At 56.9% G+C, this 15,586-nt stretch carries 17 protein-coding genes and 1 pseudogene; 5 read left to right on the top strand and 13 right to left on the bottom strand.

From position 1 onward, the window contains the following. The first annotated feature begins 14 nt into the window (after positions 1–14). Complete coding sequence (locus ACUJ46_RS03575) at positions 15–1,025, top strand: DUF3644 domain-containing protein (RefSeq protein ID WP_445389062.1); 1,011 nt, start codon at positions 15–17, stop codon at positions 1,023–1,025. Between the two features lie 6 nt (positions 1,026–1,031). Here the strand turns inward: ACUJ46_RS03575 and ACUJ46_RS03570 are convergent, their stop codons facing one another. Next, positions 1,032–1,598, bottom strand: a complete 567-nt coding sequence (locus ACUJ46_RS03570) for a tyrosine-type recombinase/integrase (protein ID WP_445389061.1) — start codon at positions 1,596–1,598, stop codon at positions 1,032–1,034. Positions 1,599–1,900: 302 nt separating this feature from the next. On the opposite strand from ACUJ46_RS03570, the gene ACUJ46_RS03565 reads away from it, so the two are divergent. Both ACUJ46_RS03565 and ACUJ46_RS03560 read left to right on the top strand, forming a co-directional pair. Continuing rightward, entirely contained in the window at positions 1,901–3,094 is a 1,194-nt protein-coding gene (locus ACUJ46_RS03565) for an ImmA/IrrE family metallo-endopeptidase (RefSeq protein WP_445389060.1), read from the top strand. 14 nt (positions 3,095–3,108) lie between these two features. After that, the gene (locus ACUJ46_RS03560) at positions 3,109–3,570 is read left to right on the top strand and encodes a DUF4411 family protein (RefSeq protein WP_445389059.1); all 462 of its coding nucleotides are present in this window, start codon (positions 3,109–3,111) and stop codon (positions 3,568–3,570) included. A 41-nt stretch (positions 3,571–3,611) separates the two neighbouring features. Here ACUJ46_RS03560 and ACUJ46_RS03555 read toward each other — a convergent pair whose 3' ends face one another. The 7 genes from ACUJ46_RS03555 to ACUJ46_RS03525 all read right to left on the bottom strand — a co-directional run bounded on the left by ACUJ46_RS03555 (position 3,612) and on the right by ACUJ46_RS03525 (position 8,221). Continuing rightward, a complete protein-coding gene (locus tag ACUJ46_RS03555) occupies positions 3,612–3,911 on the bottom strand; it encodes a hypothetical protein (protein ID WP_445389058.1) in 300 nt (99 codons plus the stop codon). Between the two features lie 472 nt (positions 3,912–4,383). Then, positions 4,384–5,073: a hypothetical protein gene (locus ACUJ46_RS03550; RefSeq protein ID WP_445389057.1), complete on the bottom strand. Its 690-nt coding sequence runs from the start codon at positions 5,071–5,073 to the stop codon at positions 4,384–4,386. Positions 5,074–5,373: 300 nt separating this feature from the next. Beyond that, positions 5,374–5,691 carry a DUF3768 domain-containing protein gene (locus tag ACUJ46_RS03545; RefSeq protein WP_017667301.1) on the bottom strand — a complete coding sequence of 106 codons (318 nt, stop codon included), beginning with the start codon at positions 5,689–5,691 and terminating at the stop codon, positions 5,374–5,376. Beyond that, positions 5,691–5,837, bottom strand: coding sequence for a hypothetical protein (locus ACUJ46_RS03540; protein ID WP_017667300.1), 147 nt, complete (start codon positions 5,835–5,837; stop codon positions 5,691–5,693). The genes ACUJ46_RS03545 and ACUJ46_RS03540 overlap by 1 nt, the downstream gene beginning before the upstream one ends. A gap of 196 nt (positions 5,838–6,033) precedes the next feature. Further along, positions 6,034–6,441 carry a hypothetical protein gene (locus tag ACUJ46_RS03535; protein WP_445389056.1) on the bottom strand — a complete coding sequence of 136 codons (408 nt, stop codon included), beginning with the start codon at positions 6,439–6,441 and terminating at the stop codon, positions 6,034–6,036. Positions 6,442–6,656: 215 nt separating this feature from the next. Then, positions 6,657–6,842, bottom strand: coding sequence for a hypothetical protein (locus ACUJ46_RS03530; protein WP_445389055.1), 186 nt, complete (start codon positions 6,840–6,842; stop codon positions 6,657–6,659). Positions 6,843–6,952: 110 nt separating this feature from the next. Then, complete coding sequence (locus ACUJ46_RS03525) at positions 6,953–8,221, bottom strand: tyrosine-type recombinase/integrase (RefSeq protein WP_445389054.1); 1,269 nt, start codon at positions 8,219–8,221, stop codon at positions 6,953–6,955. A 492-nt stretch (positions 8,222–8,713) separates the two neighbouring features. Here ACUJ46_RS03525 and sul2 point away from each other — a divergent pair, with 492 nt between their 5' ends. Both sul2 and ACUJ46_RS03515 read left to right on the top strand, forming a co-directional pair. Continuing rightward, complete coding sequence (sul2, locus tag ACUJ46_RS03520; RefSeq protein WP_001043260.1) at positions 8,714–9,529, top strand: sulfonamide-resistant dihydropteroate synthase Sul2; 816 nt, start codon at positions 8,714–8,716, stop codon at positions 9,527–9,529. Positions 9,530–9,615: 86 nt separating this feature from the next. Continuing rightward, positions 9,616–9,858, top strand: a pseudogene (locus ACUJ46_RS03515) (phosphoglucosamine mutase); the annotation flags it as partial. Between the two features lie 235 nt (positions 9,859–10,093). On the opposite strand, the gene ACUJ46_RS03510 reads toward ACUJ46_RS03515, so the two are convergent. The 5 genes from ACUJ46_RS03510 to rplQ all read right to left on the bottom strand — a co-directional run bounded on the left by ACUJ46_RS03510 (position 10,094) and on the right by rplQ (position 15,546). Continuing rightward, entirely contained in the window at positions 10,094–11,587 is a 1,494-nt protein-coding gene (locus ACUJ46_RS03510) for an IS91-like element ISCR2 family transposase (RefSeq protein ID WP_001120888.1), read from the bottom strand. 111 nt (positions 11,588–11,698) lie between these two features. Next, positions 11,699–13,267 (bottom strand): glutamine-hydrolyzing GMP synthase, encoded by a 1,569-nt coding sequence (gene guaA, locus ACUJ46_RS03505; protein WP_445389053.1) that lies wholly within the window; start codon positions 13,265–13,267, stop codon positions 11,699–11,701. A gap of 67 nt (positions 13,268–13,334) precedes the next feature. Then, positions 13,335–13,784, bottom strand: coding sequence for an acyl-CoA thioesterase (locus ACUJ46_RS03500; RefSeq protein WP_445389052.1), 450 nt, complete (start codon positions 13,782–13,784; stop codon positions 13,335–13,337). After that, a complete protein-coding gene (locus ACUJ46_RS03495) occupies positions 13,781–14,974 on the bottom strand; it encodes an iron-containing alcohol dehydrogenase (RefSeq protein WP_445389051.1) in 1,194 nt (397 codons plus the stop codon). The genes ACUJ46_RS03500 and ACUJ46_RS03495 overlap by 4 nt, the downstream gene beginning before the upstream one ends. Positions 14,975–15,132: 158 nt before the next feature. Next, positions 15,133–15,546: a 50S ribosomal protein L17 gene (rplQ, locus tag ACUJ46_RS03490; protein ID WP_445389050.1), complete on the bottom strand. Its 414-nt coding sequence runs from the start codon at positions 15,544–15,546 to the stop codon at positions 15,133–15,135. Positions 15,547–15,586: the final 40 nt, after the last annotated feature.

The raw sequence follows: 15,586 nt of genomic DNA, 5'->3' as shown, positions 1-15,586 counted from the left end.
CCACTCCTAAGTACATGCTGCTCGTTTCAAAATCGCGAGCAGCCTGCCTGTCAGCTATCGAAACATACAATCGCGCCTCATCGCTTTACCGTGAGGAGACGTTTGCGATTCTTATGATTAACGCTTGGGAGCTTCTTCTCAAGGCCCGGATTATGCGGGAAAATGGTGGCAAGGTCAGTTCGCTTCATGAGTTTAAGCCGCGAAAGAGGAAGGATGGAAGCCCAAGCAAATTTCGGGAGGTGAAGCTCACTCGCTCGGGTGCTCCCATGACGATAGGCTTAGAGCGTTGCTGCAACCTCGTGGCCAGCTTTCCTCAAGACAAAATTGATAAGCACTGCATAGCTAATATCGAAGCGTTGTTGGAAATCCGTGACAGTGCAACACACTTCATTGCGACTGACGCCCTTTTACGTAAGGCGCTGACTGAAATTTCTTTAGCTTCGGTCAAAAATTATGTTACCGCAGCGCAGAAATGGTTCAGCGTCAGCTTTTCAGATCTGAACATTGCATCGATCCCTATATCTTTCGACCTTGACCAAAGAGAGGTTGAGGCGATTGCCAAAAAGTCTCCCGATGCAGTTGTGAAATTTCTTGCCCACATGCAGAAAGTGGATGCGTCTTTGGTCAAAGGGCCATCTGACTTTAACTTCACGGTCCGCGTCGATTTTGACCTAATCAAGAAGAAAGATGGGGCTGCTTTGCAGGCTTCAATCGTTCGTTCTGACGCTGACATTACGGTGGCGATTGAAGGGGACAAAGTGCCTCCCGGATTCAGTTGGACCTATGACGATCTAGTTGCAAAGCTCAAAGAGCGATACGACGACTTCAAGCAAAACACGAAATTCCATAATCTTATGAAGCCAATCAAATTAGATAAAAAACTGCATTATGAGAGATACCTCGATCCGGAACGGAAAAAGGGCGGAAAAAAGTCATTTTTCAATCCAAATGCAATCAAGGAGTTTGACGCCCATTATCAGCGAAAGGGCGCAACGTTGTTCGACCCTGAAAATGCGATCATATAGCATCTCTTACCCAGCGTTGGCCGCGTTCCTCAGCTGCTCATCCGACACCGCGCAATAAATGGCAGTAGTTTGAATGGATGAGTGCCCCATGAGCTGCTGGATCGTAGCCATGCCAATGCCCAGCTCATTCTTCCTCGTGGCAAACGTACGCCGCCCTGCGTGACTGCTCGTATCAATGCCCGCTGCGCGGTAGATGGATTTGAGCCTCATCGACAGCGTGACGGTGCACATGTGCCGCCCAGTGCGAGAGCTGGCGATCAAGGGCGCTGCATCAGCCAATTTTTGTGAGTTACTCAAGAAAACGGTCAAAATCTTGCGCAGCTCGTCGCCGACAAATACCCGCCGTGACCGATTGCCCTTGGTCTGGTGCTTGGCGAGGTGAATGATGTCCACTGCCCGGCCATCCAAGCCCCGCACATCGCCAATGGTAAGTGCGGCAATTTCACCCACTCGCATGCCGCCCATGATGCTCAGTGCCAATGCCAGCTTGTCGCGCTGTCCGTGACTGCCTGTTTCCGCAATGCGCAGCACACGACGCACCTCGTCCTTGGTGAGTACCTTTGCCTTTGCCATTGGAACCGCCTCTTGATGAACTTTTCTGCTGCGATCAGCATATTTTCATCAAAGGGACGTTCCTACCGAAAGGGGATCGGTGGAGACCTGTTCGATTTCAGTGGGATAACCGTGATCGGTGAACTTTTATGTATTTCTTCATCATTCTGACGGGATTGCCGAAGGGCACCCGGTCAAACGTCTGGCATCGATGCGGCCAGCTCGACCTGCGCCACTTTAAGGATTCCCTTGTGCCCAGAATCAAAGCTATAGAGGTATCGGCCTCATGTGAGATGGCTGAACTTTCGGCGGATGCATTTTGAATGAGCAAGGGGCTCAAAGCGACAGTCAACCCGAGCGTCCTGGTCTGGGCGCGGAAGACCGCAAGCTACACTGTGCAATCAGCTGCTGAGAAACTCGGCTACGACGAAGGCCGGATTGTTGGTTGGGAGCAAGGAACAGAGCAGCCGTCAATCCCACAGCTGCGCAAGCTTGCAGACCTATACAAGCGCCCCCTCGCTGTAATGTACCTTCCCGAACCTCCCATGACATTTCAAGCGATGCATGACTTTCGCAGACTGCCGGAGTCGGGGCATAGGGATTTTTCTCCCGGCTTGGCGCTTGAGATACGGACAGCCCAGCAACGACGCCAACTAGCCTTAGAGCTCTACGCCGAAGACGGGGAAGGCTTCGCAACATTCAATTTAAGTGCGTCCCTCAAATCCTCCACAGAAGCCATTGGTGAGAGCATCCGCAAAGCACTCGCAGTCTCACTCAGCGATCAAGCTAAGTGGAAAGATCCCCGTGTCGCCTTTCACGCTTGGCGATCTAAGATTGAAGAGCTTGGCGTCCTCGTCTTTCAGGCATCAAGAATCGACAGTGAGGAAGCATCTGGTTTCGCATTTTACGCGGAGCAGCTGCCGTTCATTGTCGTGAACAGGAAGGATGTTTGGGGAAGGCGGGTCTTTAGCCTGTTCCATGAACTGGCGCATCTAGCACTGCATAGAAGCGGTGTCTCTGATCTTGATTCTAGCGGAATACGTCATGCGTCTGATCAGCGAATAGAAGCGTATTGCAATCAAGTTGCCGCATCGGTTTTGATGCCTAAGAGCTCTTTTTTGTCTGAACCGATAATCGCCAACGGAGATGCTGATCGTCGAGATTGGTCTGACGCCGACATCGAAAATCTCGCTAAGACATATTCGGTTTCGCGTGAAGCAGTTGTTAGGCGGTTGCTTACATTTGGCCGAACGACTGAAGCGTTTTATATTCAGAAGCGGGCTGAGTATGCTCGCGAATATGCCGCTCTGAGGAGAAGGCAAAGGGAGCTACCCGAAAAGAAGCCAATTCCACGAAACATGCCTAGAGAGACAGTTAACGATGCGGGGAGACCACTCGTAATGAAGCTTCTTTCCCACTACCATTCAGAACGCCTTAGTTTGTCGGAACTGTCGGGTTATCTGGGAGTGAAGACGAAGCATATTGCCGGAATTGAGCAAGCTCTAGGACTCGCATGACGGGAGGAAATCGCGTGTACTGCATTGACACCAGCTCCCTATTACACGCTTGGCAACGAGCCTATCCTCCTCGACGATTCCCGGGTCTCTGGGCACAGTTTGATGCCTTGATCGACGCTGGTCGTCTAGTTGCTTCTCTTGAGGTTTTTCATGAACTTCAGAAAAAAGACGATGACGTTGGAAAATGGGCAAAGGAGCGCAAGGAATCACTCTTTCGCGATATCGATCAGGATATTCAAGATAATGTCGTAAGCATCATGACCAGCTACCCTAAGCTAGTTGACACGAGCACAGGAAAGTCTGGTGCGGACCCGTTTGTTATAGCCCTTGCAAAATGCCCGCCTCCAAGTGTTGTCGTTACGCAGGAAGGTTTTGGGTCGGCAAAAACCCCAAAGATACCTTTTGTTTGCCAACAGGAGGGTCTCAAATGCATCAACCTCCTTCAGATGATCGATCATGAAGATTGGGTGTTTTAAGCCTGATATTTTTCGTACATCTCGGCGTGTCAGATTGTGGGCTATGAGCAAACTTCCGCTACGCAGTAGCGTTCATTGAGATGCTCAAGCAGTAAGCCCTCTGCCTCTCGTAATGCACATAGTTGCACAATGTCTAACGCGGCTTCACGCTCTTTTTGTAAGCGGATGGAGCGAAGGCAATTGATCGCACCCGTTATGGAAAAGTCGCGCTTCATGTGCGCTTGATATGCGGACCAGTTCGGGTTCTTGCCCACATACTCCCGGCTGAACGCCTGTCGTGTCGTTGTAAGCTTGGCATTGCGCAATATGAGATAGATGTGATCGATGAGTGATGTTTTCATATCCATATTTATATGGACGACGCTGCATAACGCTTAGGGAGCGCGGAGAAGCGTGAACTCTATGTGATCGCGCTGTGAATATGCGTGGCTATCAAATGGGGAAAGCTGATTGGCTGCGGTGAAGGCACTGTGGCCTATGGTGGATCATTGTGCGCTATATGTAAGCTTCAATGTATTATCAGCGTGAGCGCATTGTGATGTTCAATGTGTGATTAATATGTGCTCATTGTGGTTCTATGTGTTTGATATGTAGGGAGTGTGTTGTTGTTTATTGTATAACGAGGATAGGCGGTGGAAATGCCCACAACCTACCTTCAATGCCAACGATGTAAGCCATAACAATGTGCCATGATGATGCCTTTTGAGAGCCGTATGCCTCGCACTTCGACCCCTAACCGTTGCTGTGTTCGAACCTGATAATGTGCCTTAAAGGATGCCTATGCGGTGCCTGAGAGAGCCTTGATGAATGTGCCTAAGTTTTTTGGGAGAGAAATTGCCTGAGTGATGCCATTGAGTTTGCCATGCGCTGTCCACGCTCACGGTCTTTGTTCGCTTGAGCCCGCTGGCGTTCGTTGAATTTGTGACGGATCAGAACCGAATGAACTGGAACATTGTCCAACGCAGCCTCGAACAAATCATCGGTTAGGTGATTTGCGATACGCTGGGCCTGAGCATCATTGCAGAATGAGGCATAAGCTTCGGGATCATCGTTGTGGTGATCGCAGTTGATGACAATGCTATCATCTCGAAAGCACCACATCTCCTTGGTGACATATTCCGCTATGGCCTGCTTGTCGTGAATTGGTGTGATCCAGTTGGATTTCAGGTCAGCGGTGTCATCATCGAGCGTATTCCACAGTACATTCAGGATAGCTGAGAATACCACAGGATCGATCATCGACTGCGCTACGAAGTGCACGTGGATGCACTTTTGGCTTTTGCCGAATTCCAGAAAGCAGAGCCGATTTATGCCATAGCCTTTGTCGGCTGCTCGGCCAAAGAACACGCGGTCGGCCTTGTGAAAGAATGCAGCGAACAGCTTCATGGCCTTCTCGGGGCAGATGCGCTCGCCATCCTTGAAGGCCAGCACACCGGTCACGTCATATGGACCTTTGACGATCTTCTTGATTGAGTTTTCGGCGATCTTCTTGCCCCAATTCATATCTGCATATCCCTTTGCAGATATTTATCCTTTGGCGGCAAATCCGGCCTATTTTCTGGCTCGGTTTGGGTGAAAAATCTTGCCTTTGGGTAAAACCAATCAGGCCGATAAAATTCATTCAGGGCTCGATTTTAACACGTTACGGTCTGCAAGCCACGCGAGCTACCGAAAGGTATATGCGCTGGCAAAAAACCTGCTGCGCAATTTTCAGCACATGCGGAGAACCGCACCACGCCTGATCTTATCTAACGCCACCGTCTGTGCGCTATGCGGCATCAAGATGGGATTATCGTGAGTGGCTCAATACTCCTCGGCCAGCATGATTGTCAGTACGCGGCAGGTGACAGCTGGATCGCTGGCGTCGGGCGAGTGCATGAGCAGGTCGACATCGTAATAGTCGAACTTCCAGAACACCGTCTGGCCTTCATGCTCGATGCTGCCGAAGTCGTGCTCGCCGTAGGGATCGTTGCGCTCGGTGAATTCGTTGAAAGCACGAACCTTGGCGTAGAGGCCATCGAGATCGTCCATGGCTGCAATGCCCTTGGTGATAACGACACGGCAGCCAATGAACGATGTGCGGGCAGCGTCATTGAGCTCGGCAATGTGTGCCACTGTCATCAGCTGGCCCGCGTGTAGTGAAGAACCTGCCCGCGCCCAAATTGGGCCTCACCGATCAGCTTGGCAGCGTAGTCGCTTTCGGCTGTGACGATGATGCGGGTCGTGGTTCCGTTGCTCAGGCGCACGAGCAAGCGATACCGCTTCATTGCCGTGCCTCCCGTTGGCGCTTGCGTTCGGCTTCCACGAATTCGGGCTTCCGCCGTGCCATAAAGATGATGCAGCCAACGCCGTGGAGGCTTTCGCAATACTGCCTTGCCTCCTCCTCGGTGTAAGCATCGACGACCACCGTATCGGTTCCTGTGGGCCGTACGCGGACCCATGCTCGGTATTGATCCATTGCCGTTACCCCTTCTTGCGTTCGGCAACGGCGGCCATTGCAGCATCAAGCTCACCGGCTTTGGCGGCAGCGGCAAAGGCCGTGAGCACGGCGGCCACTTCGTCCAGCTTGTTGACGAACACGGCGTTGTTGGTGGCGTTGAGCAGCAAGGGTCGGGCGCCGTATCGGCACTGCACATAGAAGCCACCATCCTGCGCAATCCACCATGGCCGCACTGCCTTGGCAGCTTTGCCTTCGGCCTTGGCTGGAATGGTGAAGGTTTCACCCTTGATGGCTGCTGCAAGCACCAGCTTCTGCTGCTCGATGGCTGCCGTGATTTTCTCACGGCGTCGTTGAATGGGATCGACCGGAGGCGCTTTGGCCAGCGTCTTGAACGTGAACTTGGAAAGCGATGACATTTCCGTGCCTTTCATCGTTGTTGATGAAGGCAGCGTAATGTCGGTCGGAATGGCCTTCCTACCGAAAATGGCTGAAAATCAGGCCTCTCATGGCCATTTTCTTGATTGTCCCAAGATGAATTGGCCCGCCAATGGGATGCAGGATCGGTAGAAAAATGCTGGTTTTCACGGTCAAAGCATGGGGCTCAACAAGAGCCCGCCCATTAGCGAGAGAGGCATAGCTGCAATGGTTAGCCCGTGCGGCGCTGCTGAGCTTTGCGCTGAGCCTCACGTTCCCGCGCCATGCGCTGTACGTCTTTCTCCCGCTTCAAAGCGGCTCGGCCATTTTCGACGTTCCGCTTGAGCGCAGCGATCCGGGCTTGTGCCGGGTTCAGGGGTTTGGTTGGCTTGATGGTTGAGAATTCGAAGAAGCGCATACAGCTATATTTAGCCTTGTTGCTACTCTTGCCTGCCAAAGCCGCGCTGGACGTCTACAAGGCCCGCAAAACGCAGATTTGACGCCATCTTGAGTGGCTCAAGCTGCCGGTCAGGTCGTAACGATCACGCCGTCCTTCGACACGAAATAGCCCGCCAGCGCATTCGAGATCATGATCTCTGTGTCGATGTGGAAGTATGTGCGCTCGATCTGCGTGACGCTGGTTCCGCACATTTTGGCGACATTGCCGTAGCTCAGGCCTGATTTGATGCGGTCTGTGATGAAATAATGCCGGAAGCTGTAGGGCACGAGATTGCGTTTCTCGTGATCTTTGACCTCGGCTTTCTTCAAGGCCCACGCGAAAGTTTCAAGGATGTCGTGCTCCTTGATCATGGCCTTGCCGTCGCGGCTGAAAATCAGGCAGTCTGACAGCTTCTGTTTGCCCATGAGGGGCTTCATGGCCTTGAGCAGGTTGTCGAACAGCTCGTCATCTTGGACGTAGAAAACACGCCGCTTGCGGACCTTGGATGTTTCCGCACGAACGGTAATGGCAACGACAGGGATTTCCTCTTCGTCGTCACCTTCACCCTTGACCACGGTGTCAAAGCGTATGTCACCCCACGTTAGCTGCCGTTGCTCGCCAGTGCGCAAACCGGTTATCGAAGCCACCATGAGATAGTATGCGGTGATGAACCGGGTGAGGTTGCGCTTGTTCTTGAGGTCTTTTGCTACCTCGGTCGCCTCATTGAAGAGCGCCTTTCGTAGGTTTGTGACCTCTTCCGGCGTGAACGTTGCGCGGCGAATGGCCTCTTCGTCGTTGTAAATGCGCGGCAGCTTTTTGAAGTCGAATTCGCGGATGGTGACTTCGTTGCGCTTGTACAGCCATTCCATCATGGCATTGATCGAGCTTTGCTCGTTCTTGATGGTGGACAGGCTGGCGCCGCCCTTGCCGTTCTCTTCTGACCGATGGTGGTAATAGTTTTCGCAATCGGTGCGCTCCAGCTCCTTGAGCTTGGTCTTCGCGCCGATGAAGTTTAGCCAGTGATTGAGGTGGAGGCGGATCGTGCCATAGCGGCCCTTGACGATCAGGCCCGCATCCACATCCTTCTTGCGTTGCTCAAGATACATGTCGACGCCTTGCTGCGCCGTCAGAGAGAAGTAGGTTTTGCCAGCAGTTTGGTTGGCTTTGATCTGGTGGAAAACGTCTTTGCCTTTGGCGATGGCCGCATCACGGTTTCGAGTGCGCAGGCTGACACGTGCGTACTTGTTTTCGCGTTCCAGCCACATTCGGAAGTGCCAGAATTCGCCGCGCTTCTGGATCAGGGCCTCGTCAAAAATGACGACTTCATCGTCTGAAAAGTGCTTCTTTTTCAGGCCCATACACTGCCCCCGTCTGCATGCCCCTTACGGGGTGCGAACACTATGGTCAGTAGCAGTTTCGCACCTGCGCAAGGTTTTGCGTAACATTGTTACCGTGGGGGCTGAAAATCAACAACAATATTTTAAGCGTGAAACTTTTGTGTAAGTTTTTTATTGTTATTTTTCAAAAGGATATAGGATAAAACCTACTCCCACTCTATTGTAAACAAGACATTTTTATCTTTTATATTCAATGGCTTATTTTCCTGCTAATTGGTAATACCATGAAAAATACCATGCTCAGAAAAGGCTTAACAATATTTTGAAAAATTGCCTACTGAGCGCTGCCGCACAGCTCCATAGGCCGCTTTCCTGGCTTTGCTTCCAGATGTATGCTCTTCTGCTCCTGCAGCTAATGGATCACCGCAAACAGGTTACTCGCCTGGGGATTCCCTTTCGACCCGAGCATCCGTATGAGACTCATGCTCGATTATTATTATTATAGAAGCCCCCATGAATAAATCGCTCATCATTTTCGGCATCGTCAACATAACCTCGGACAGTTTCTCCGATGGAGGCCGGTATCTGGCGCCAGACGCAGCCATTGCGCAGGCGCGTAAGCTGATGGCCGAGGGGGCAGATGTGATCGACCTCGGTCCGGCATCCAGCAATCCCGACGCCGCGCCTGTTTCGTCCGACACAGAAATCGCGCGTATCGCGCCGGTGCTGGACGCGCTCAAGGCAGATGGCATTCCCGTCTCGCTCGACAGTTATCAACCCGCGACGCAAGCCTATGCCTTGTCGCGTGGTGTGGCCTATCTCAATGATATTCGCGGTTTTCCAGACGCTGCGTTCTATCCGCAATTGGCGAAATCATCTGCCAAACTCGTCGTTATGCATTCGGTGCAAGACGGGCAGGCAGATCGGCGCGAGGCACCCGCTGGCGACATCATGGATCACATTGCGGCGTTCTTTGACGCGCGCATCGCGGCGCTGACGGGTGCCGGTATCAAACGCAACCGCCTTGTCCTTGATCCCGGCATGGGGTTTTTTCTGGGGGCTGCTCCCGAAACCTCGCTCTCGGTGCTGGCGCGGTTCGATGAATTGCGGCTGCGCTTCGATTTGCCGGTGCTTCTGTCTGTTTCGCGCAAATCCTTTCTGCGCGCGCTCACAGGCCGTGGTCCGGGGGATGTCGGGGCCGCGACACTCGCTGCAGAGCTTGCCGCCGCCGCAGGTGGAGCTGACTTCATCCGCACACACGAGCCGCGCCCCTTGCGCGACGGGCTGGCGGTATTGGCGGCGCTGAAAGAAACCGCAAGAATTCGTTAACTGCACATTCGGGATATTTCTCTATATTCGCGGTTCAGCAGGCATGTCCCCTTTGAGGGCGACCCGACGACAGGATAATCGACCTTATGGTGCGCAAATATTTCGGCACAGACGGTATTCGTGGCAAAGCCAACGAAGGCGCGATGACGGCGGAAACCGCCTTGCGCGTCGGCATGGCGGCTGGCCGTGTCTTTCGTCGCGGTGACCACCGCCATCGTGTCGTGATCGGCAAGGATACGCGCCTGTCGGGCTATATGCTTGAACCCGCGCTCACAGCCGGTTTCACCTCGATGGGCATGGACGTATTCCTTTTTGGCCCGCTGCCGACAACGTATAGGAAGAATAAACGCCCTTTTCACCCAAGTCCAACAGCTTTGGACCGCAGTTGACTCTTTCGACACCCCTGCGATGCAACCCAATCCGGCTGACGGGGAGCCAGCAACGCTGAAAATTTACCCTCCTCTTTCCCACTAGCGGCTCCTTTTCCGACAACCAGCACGGCGGATCCCTGCCGCGGCGCTGTGAACGCAGCATTTTGATTGGTATCGTTGGCCTTCAGGCTCGTCAGTCAAACAGACCCAGGAGCAGCTCAGCCGGTGGCGCCCGGCTTTCGGGTAACGCCCTGGTCCCGCTGGTTTCGGCTTTGTGCTTCAGGTGATCAAGGATCTGCTTGATCACTATAGGGTCTTCAATGCAGGCGATGACTTTCATGGCGCCGCCGCAGCCGCTGCAGGTCTCGATGTCGATATTGAAAACACGCTTGAGCCGTTGCGCCCATGTCATCGACGCTCGCCGTTGTGCTGGTGTTGCCGGTTCATCAGCCACCCTGACCTTGTTGCCCCTGCCCCGTTTTGCCGGCGTGACCAACGCCCGGTGCCGACTGTTGGGTGCGAACACCCCGTGGAAGCGGGTTAGGTTGACTCTGGGCTTCGGTACCAGGGCGGCCAGCCTTGCAATGAAATCCAATGGTTCGAAAATGACGTGCGTGGTGCCGTCCCGGTACGGCGTCTTGAGCTGGTAGCGCACGTTGCCGCCTCGTGTTAACGACAGCCGCTTCTCGGATACCGCCGGGCGGCTGATGTACCGGCACAGCCGTTCGAGCTTCTTGCGTTCATCGGCCCTGGCCGCCACGCCGGCGTGCAGGCTGGACCCGGCTACCTTGCCAATCCCGTCACCGAACGGATCACCACTGGTCGGCAGAGTTTGCAAAGTGAACACCTTTCGCCCCGCCTGTGAACCGACAGCGATACGGTAAGTGATCGAGTGCCCCAGCAGGGGTGTCATCGGGTCGTCATCCACCGCATCCGAGGCCAGATAGCTGTTTTCGACATCCCGTTCCAGCAGGCCTTGCCGTTCCAGATAGCGACCCACCCGGTGGGCGATGGTGTGCGTCAGCTGGGTGAGCTCTGGGCTGGTCGGCGCCTTGACCCAGCGGAAACGCGCTGAGCCGTGGGATTGCTCGACATACACACCGTCGAGAAACAGCATGTGGAAGTGAACATTCAGATTGAGCGCCGATCCAAAACGCTGGATCAGGGTGACCGCGCCCGTCTTGGCCACTTGGTGGGTATGGCCCGCTTTCTTGACCAGGTGCGTGGCAATGACGCGGTAAACGATGCCCAGCACCCACCCCATGATCTCGGGCCGGCTGGCAAACAGGAAACGCAGCTGAAACGGGAAGCTCAACACCCACTGACGCATGGGTTGTTCAGGCAGTACTTCATCAACCAGCAAGGCGGCACTTTCGGCCATCCGCCGCGCCCCACAGCTCGGGCAGAAACCGCGACGCTTACAGCTGAAAGCGACCAGGTGCTCGGCGTGGCAAGACTCGCAGCGAACCCGTAGAAAGCCATGCTCCAGCCGCCCGCATTGGAGAAATTCTTCAAATTCCCGTTGCACATAGCCCGGCAATTCCTTTCCCTGCTCTGCCATAAGCGCAGCGAATGCCGGGTAATACTCGTCAACGATCTGATAGAGAAGGGTTTGCTCGGGTCGGTGGCTCTGGTAACGACCAGTATCCCGATCCCGGCTGGCCGTCCTGGCCGCCACATGAGGCATGTTCCGCGTCCTTGCAATACTGTGTTTACATACAGTCTATCGCTTAGCGGAAAGTTCTTTTACCCTCAGCCGAAATGCCTGCCGTTGCTAGACATTGCCAGCCAGTGCCCGTCACTCCCACTCGATCGTGCCGGGCGGCTTCGAGGTAAAGTCATAGACGACTCGGTTGATGCCCTTCACCTCGTTGACGATGCGGGTCGCAACGCGGGCGAGGAAGGCTGGCTCGAAGGGGTAGATGTCAGCCGTCATGCCGTCGACCGAGGTCACGGCGCGCAGGGCGCAGACCTTGTCGTAGGTGCGGCCGTCGCCCATGACGCCAACTGTGCGCACAGGCAGCAGCACGGCGAAGGCCTGCCAGATCTCGTCATAGAGGCCGGCGGCGCGGATTTCCTCAAGGTAGATGGCGTCGGCCTGGCGAAGCACGTCGCAGGCTTCGCGGGTCACTTCGCCGGGAATACGGATGGCAAGGCCCGGGCCGGGGAAGGGATGGCGGCCGACGAAGGCGTCGGGCAGGCCCAGTTCGCGGCCAAGGGCGCGCACCTCATCCTTGAACAGCTCGCGCAGCGGCTCCACCAGTTCCATGTCCATGCGCTCGGGCAGGCCGCCGACATTGTGGTGCGACTTGATCGTCACGCTCGGCCCGCCGGTGAAGCTCACGCTTTCGATCACGTCCGGGTAGAGCGTGCCCTGGGCCAGGAACTTAGCGCCGCCGATCGTCTTCGCTTCGGCTTCGAACACGTCGATGAAGGTCTTGCCGATGAACTTGCGCTTGGCCTCCGGGTCGGTCACGCCGGCAAGGCCACCCAGGAAGGTGTCGCTGGCGTCCACGGCGACGAGAGGGATGTTGTAGTGATCGCGGAAGAGCGTGACGACCTGCTCTGCCTCGTTGAGGCGCATCAGGCCGTGATCCACGAACACGCAGGTCAGCTGGTCGCCGATGGCCTCGTGGATGAGGACAGCCGCAACCGCAGAATCGACCCCGCCGGACAGGCCGCAGATCACCTTGCCCTGCCCCACCTGGCGGCGGATTTCCGCGATCTTCGTTTCACGGAAGCTCGCCATGCTCCATACCGGCCTCGCTCCGGCAACGCGCAGCACGAAATTCTCGATCAGCGCCCGTCCATCGGGCGTGTGCACCACTTCGGGGTGGAATTGCACGCCATAGATGCGCCGGGCTTCGTTGGCGATGAAGGCGAACGGTGCGCCCTCGGAGCGCGCGACGACGTCGAAACCCTCGGGCAGGCTTTCCACCCGGTCGCCATGGCTCATCCACACCAGATGGCGGCTGCCATGCGCCCACACGCCCTCGAACAGGCCGCAGGGCGCAACGACATCGACCTCGGCGCGACCGAATTCGCGCGTCGTGCCCGGCAGGACCCGGCCGCCCAGCGCCTGCACCAGCGCCTGCTGGCCATAGCAGATGCCGAGCACGGGAACGCCCGCTTCCAGCACCTGAGGGGGAAGCGCCGGGCTTGTCGCCTCCGTGACGCTGGCCGGCCCGCCAGAAAGGATGATCCCCTTCGGCGAAAGCCGCTCAAGGGCGGCTGCGGCGCCGTGGAAGGGCACGACCTCGCAATAGACATGGGCCTCGCGCACCCGGCGGGCGATCAGCTGCGTGACCTGGCTGCCGAAGTCGAGGATAAGGATGGTGTTGGCGCTGGCTTCTGCGGAAACGGACATGCCGCGCCCTTACGCCATTCCCCCGCCCTCGGCTAGAGTGGTGAAGGCGTCTGGCGCGGGATCAGCATCACCAGCCTTCATTGGCCAGGATCGTCTCCAGCTTGCGCCGCCAGCCCTCGGGCAGTTCGCGCGGGCGGCGGCTCTGCCGGTCGACATAGACATGCACGAAGAAGCCCTGGGCCGCCGGATCGGCGGCGCCCTCGGTGAACAGCCCGATCTCGTAGCGCACCGAACTGCGCCCGATGCGGCTGACGGCGATTCCCGCCTGGACTTCGGCCGGAAAGGAAACCGGCCGCGCATAGGTGCACCCTGTCTCGACGACGAGGCCGATCAGCTCGCCATGCTCCATGTCGAGCATCCCCTGCTCGACCAGCCAGGCGTTCACGGCCGTATCGAACCAGCTGTAATAGACCACATTGTTCACATGGCCGTAGATGTCATTGTCCATCCAGCGGGTGGAGATGGGGCGCCAGGCGCGATAGTGGCGGCGCCCGCGCAACGGGGTGCGTTCGATCATGCGGCAATTCCCTGCCATGCCCGTTCATAAAGGCCGAGCGCATCGGCCTCGGCAATGGGAACGGGGTTGTTGATGAGAAGGCGCTGCTGCTTCATCGCCTCGGCGGCAAGAAGCGGCAACTGGTTGTGGCCGATGCCGACTGCGGCGAGATCGAGCGGCAGGCCGGTTTCGCGCATCATATGGTCAAGTGCCGCAATGAAGCCCGTAGCGCCGCCTTCAACCCCGATTGCCGCACCAAGTTCGGCATAAAGGCCCGATGCGCCGGGCAGGTTGTGATGCAGGACCTGCCGCAGCATCAGGGCGTTGGAATGGCCGTGCGGCACATGGAAATGCCCGCCGAGCGGATAGGCCAGGGCATGCACGCCGCCCACCGGCGCATTGGCAAAGGCAACGCCGGCAAGATGGCTGCCCAGCAGCATTGCCTCGCGCGCGGCGAGGTTGTCAGGCTCGTTGCAGGCTGTCAGCAGATTGGCCGACAGCAGCCGCAGGGCTTCACGCGCCAGCGCATCGGACAAAGGGTTCTTCAGCCGCGCCGATGTATAGGCCTCGATGGCGTGAACCATCGCATCGATGCCGGTGGCGGCCGTGACATGACGCGGAAGCCCCGTGGTGAGCCCGGCATCGAGAAGCGAGACATCGGCAAGCAGGACAGGCGAGACGACGCCCTTCTTCTCGCTGCCGCCGACCGTGACGATGGAGATGGGCGTTGCCTCTGAACCGGTGCCGGCGGTTGTCGGCACCAGCAGCAGCGGCAGGCGCGGCCCGCGCGCCATGTCGACGCCATAGATGGTATCTAGGCTTTCCTCGCCGCCCAGAAGGCAGGCGGCAAGCTTTGCAACGTCCATGGGCGAGCCGCCACCGAAGCCGATGACGCCGGTAACGCCGGCTGCCCTGCCCGCCTCGACCGCCGCCATGATCGTGGCGGCTGACGGGTCGGCCTCCACCGCATCGAAGATCACAAGCTCATGGCCGGCCTTGCGGAGCGCCGCCAGTGCGGAACGCGGAAGCCCGAGGCCCAGAAGGGCGGAATCGGTGACAAACAGCAAGGGGCCTTCCGGCGCATGATCCGCCAGCTGTGCCGCAACCCCAGCCCCCGCAATGACACGCGGCCCGTAGGTGAAGGTGAAGGACATGGGTGCAGGCGGCATCGGCAGGGCTCCCTCGGCGTTGCGGACATGGGTCTGGCCCATGCCAGGCCAGAGTGCCTTACAGCCTGTCGCGATGCTTTCGAAGCCCCCCGCGACCGATAGCGCAGACCCGGCGCCAGGAAAAAACCCTCCCCGCCTGAGCGGAGAGGGCTTTCCAATGCAATCGCTGTCCCGGCCGGAGACCGGGACAAACCTGACGATCAGGCTTCGGTCTCGGCCGCTTCGACCGGGCCGGAATCCTGGCCCTTGGCCGACACGTCGCGGTCGACAAACTCGATCACGGCCATGGGCGCCTGATCGGAGGCACGGAAGCCAGCCTTCAGCACGCGGACATATCCGCCCGGACGATCAGCGTAGCGCGGTGCGATAACGTCGAACAGCTTCTGGATCTGCGTGTCGTCCTGCAGGCGGGCAATGGCGAGGCGACGGTTGGAAAGGCCGCCCTTCTTTGCCAGAGTCACCAGCTTCTCGACATAGGGACGCAGCTCCTTTGCCTTGGGAAGCGTGGTGATGATCTGCTCATGCTTGATCAGCGAGGCAGACATGTTCTTCAGCATCGCGATGCGGTGCTCGGTGGTACGGCCGAGCTTGCGATGGGCAATCCTGTGACGCATTTCTTCTTCTCCGGTTCGTACGGGGGCCGTGCAAGGTACC

Source organism: Sandaracinobacteroides sp. A072 (assembly GCF_052616365.1).
This window is presented reverse-complemented; position numbering and strand designations above follow the sequence as displayed.

Excerpts from the sequence above, each read along its gene's own strand:
- ACUJ46_RS03570 (WP_445389061.1), bottom strand. The coding sequence starts at position 1,598 with ATGGCAAAGGCAAAGGTACTCACCAAGGACGAGGTGCGTCGTGTGCTG.
- ACUJ46_RS03550 (WP_445389057.1), bottom strand. The coding sequence starts at position 5,073 with ATGAATTGGGGCAAGAAGATCGCCGAAAACTCAATCAAGAAGATCGTC.
- ACUJ46_RS03525 (WP_445389054.1), bottom strand. The coding sequence starts at position 8,221 with ATGGGCCTGAAAAAGAAGCACTTTTCAGACGATGAAGTCGTCATTTTT.
- ACUJ46_RS03575 (WP_445389062.1), top strand. The coding sequence starts at position 15 with ATGCTGCTCGTTTCAAAATCGCGAGCAGCCTGCCTGTCAGCTATCGAA.
- ACUJ46_RS03535 (WP_445389056.1), bottom strand. The coding sequence starts at position 6,441 with ATGAAAGGCACGGAAATGTCATCGCTTTCCAAGTTCACGTTCAAGACG.
- sul2 (WP_001043260.1), top strand. The coding sequence starts at position 8,714 with ATGAATAAATCGCTCATCATTTTCGGCATCGTCAACATAACCTCGGAC.
- ACUJ46_RS03500 (WP_445389052.1), bottom strand. The coding sequence starts at position 13,784 with ATGATCGAACGCACCCCGTTGCGCGGGCGCCGCCACTATCGCGCCTGG.
- ACUJ46_RS03510 (WP_001120888.1), bottom strand. The coding sequence starts at position 11,587 with ATGCCTCATGTGGCGGCCAGGACGGCCAGCCGGGATCGGGATACTGGT.
- ACUJ46_RS03545 (WP_017667301.1), bottom strand. The coding sequence starts at position 5,691 with ATGACAGTGGCACACATTGCCGAGCTCAATGACGCTGCCCGCACATCG.
- ACUJ46_RS03530 (WP_445389055.1), bottom strand. The coding sequence starts at position 6,842 with ATGCGCTTCTTCGAATTCTCAACCATCAAGCCAACCAAACCCCTGAAC.
- ACUJ46_RS03540 (WP_017667300.1), bottom strand. The coding sequence starts at position 5,837 with ATGAAGCGGTATCGCTTGCTCGTGCGCCTGAGCAACGGAACCACGACC.
- ACUJ46_RS03495 (WP_445389051.1), bottom strand. The coding sequence starts at position 14,974 with ATGGGCCAGACCCATGTCCGCAACGCCGAGGGAGCCCTGCCGATGCCG.
- ACUJ46_RS03565 (WP_445389060.1), top strand. The coding sequence starts at position 1,901 with ATGAGCAAGGGGCTCAAAGCGACAGTCAACCCGAGCGTCCTGGTCTGG.
- rplQ (WP_445389050.1), bottom strand. The coding sequence starts at position 15,546 with ATGCGTCACAGGATTGCCCATCGCAAGCTCGGCCGTACCACCGAGCAC.
- guaA (WP_445389053.1), bottom strand. The coding sequence starts at position 13,267 with ATGTCCGTTTCCGCAGAAGCCAGCGCCAACACCATCCTTATCCTCGAC.
- ACUJ46_RS03555 (WP_445389058.1), bottom strand. The coding sequence starts at position 3,911 with ATGAAAACATCACTCATCGATCACATCTATCTCATATTGCGCAATGCC.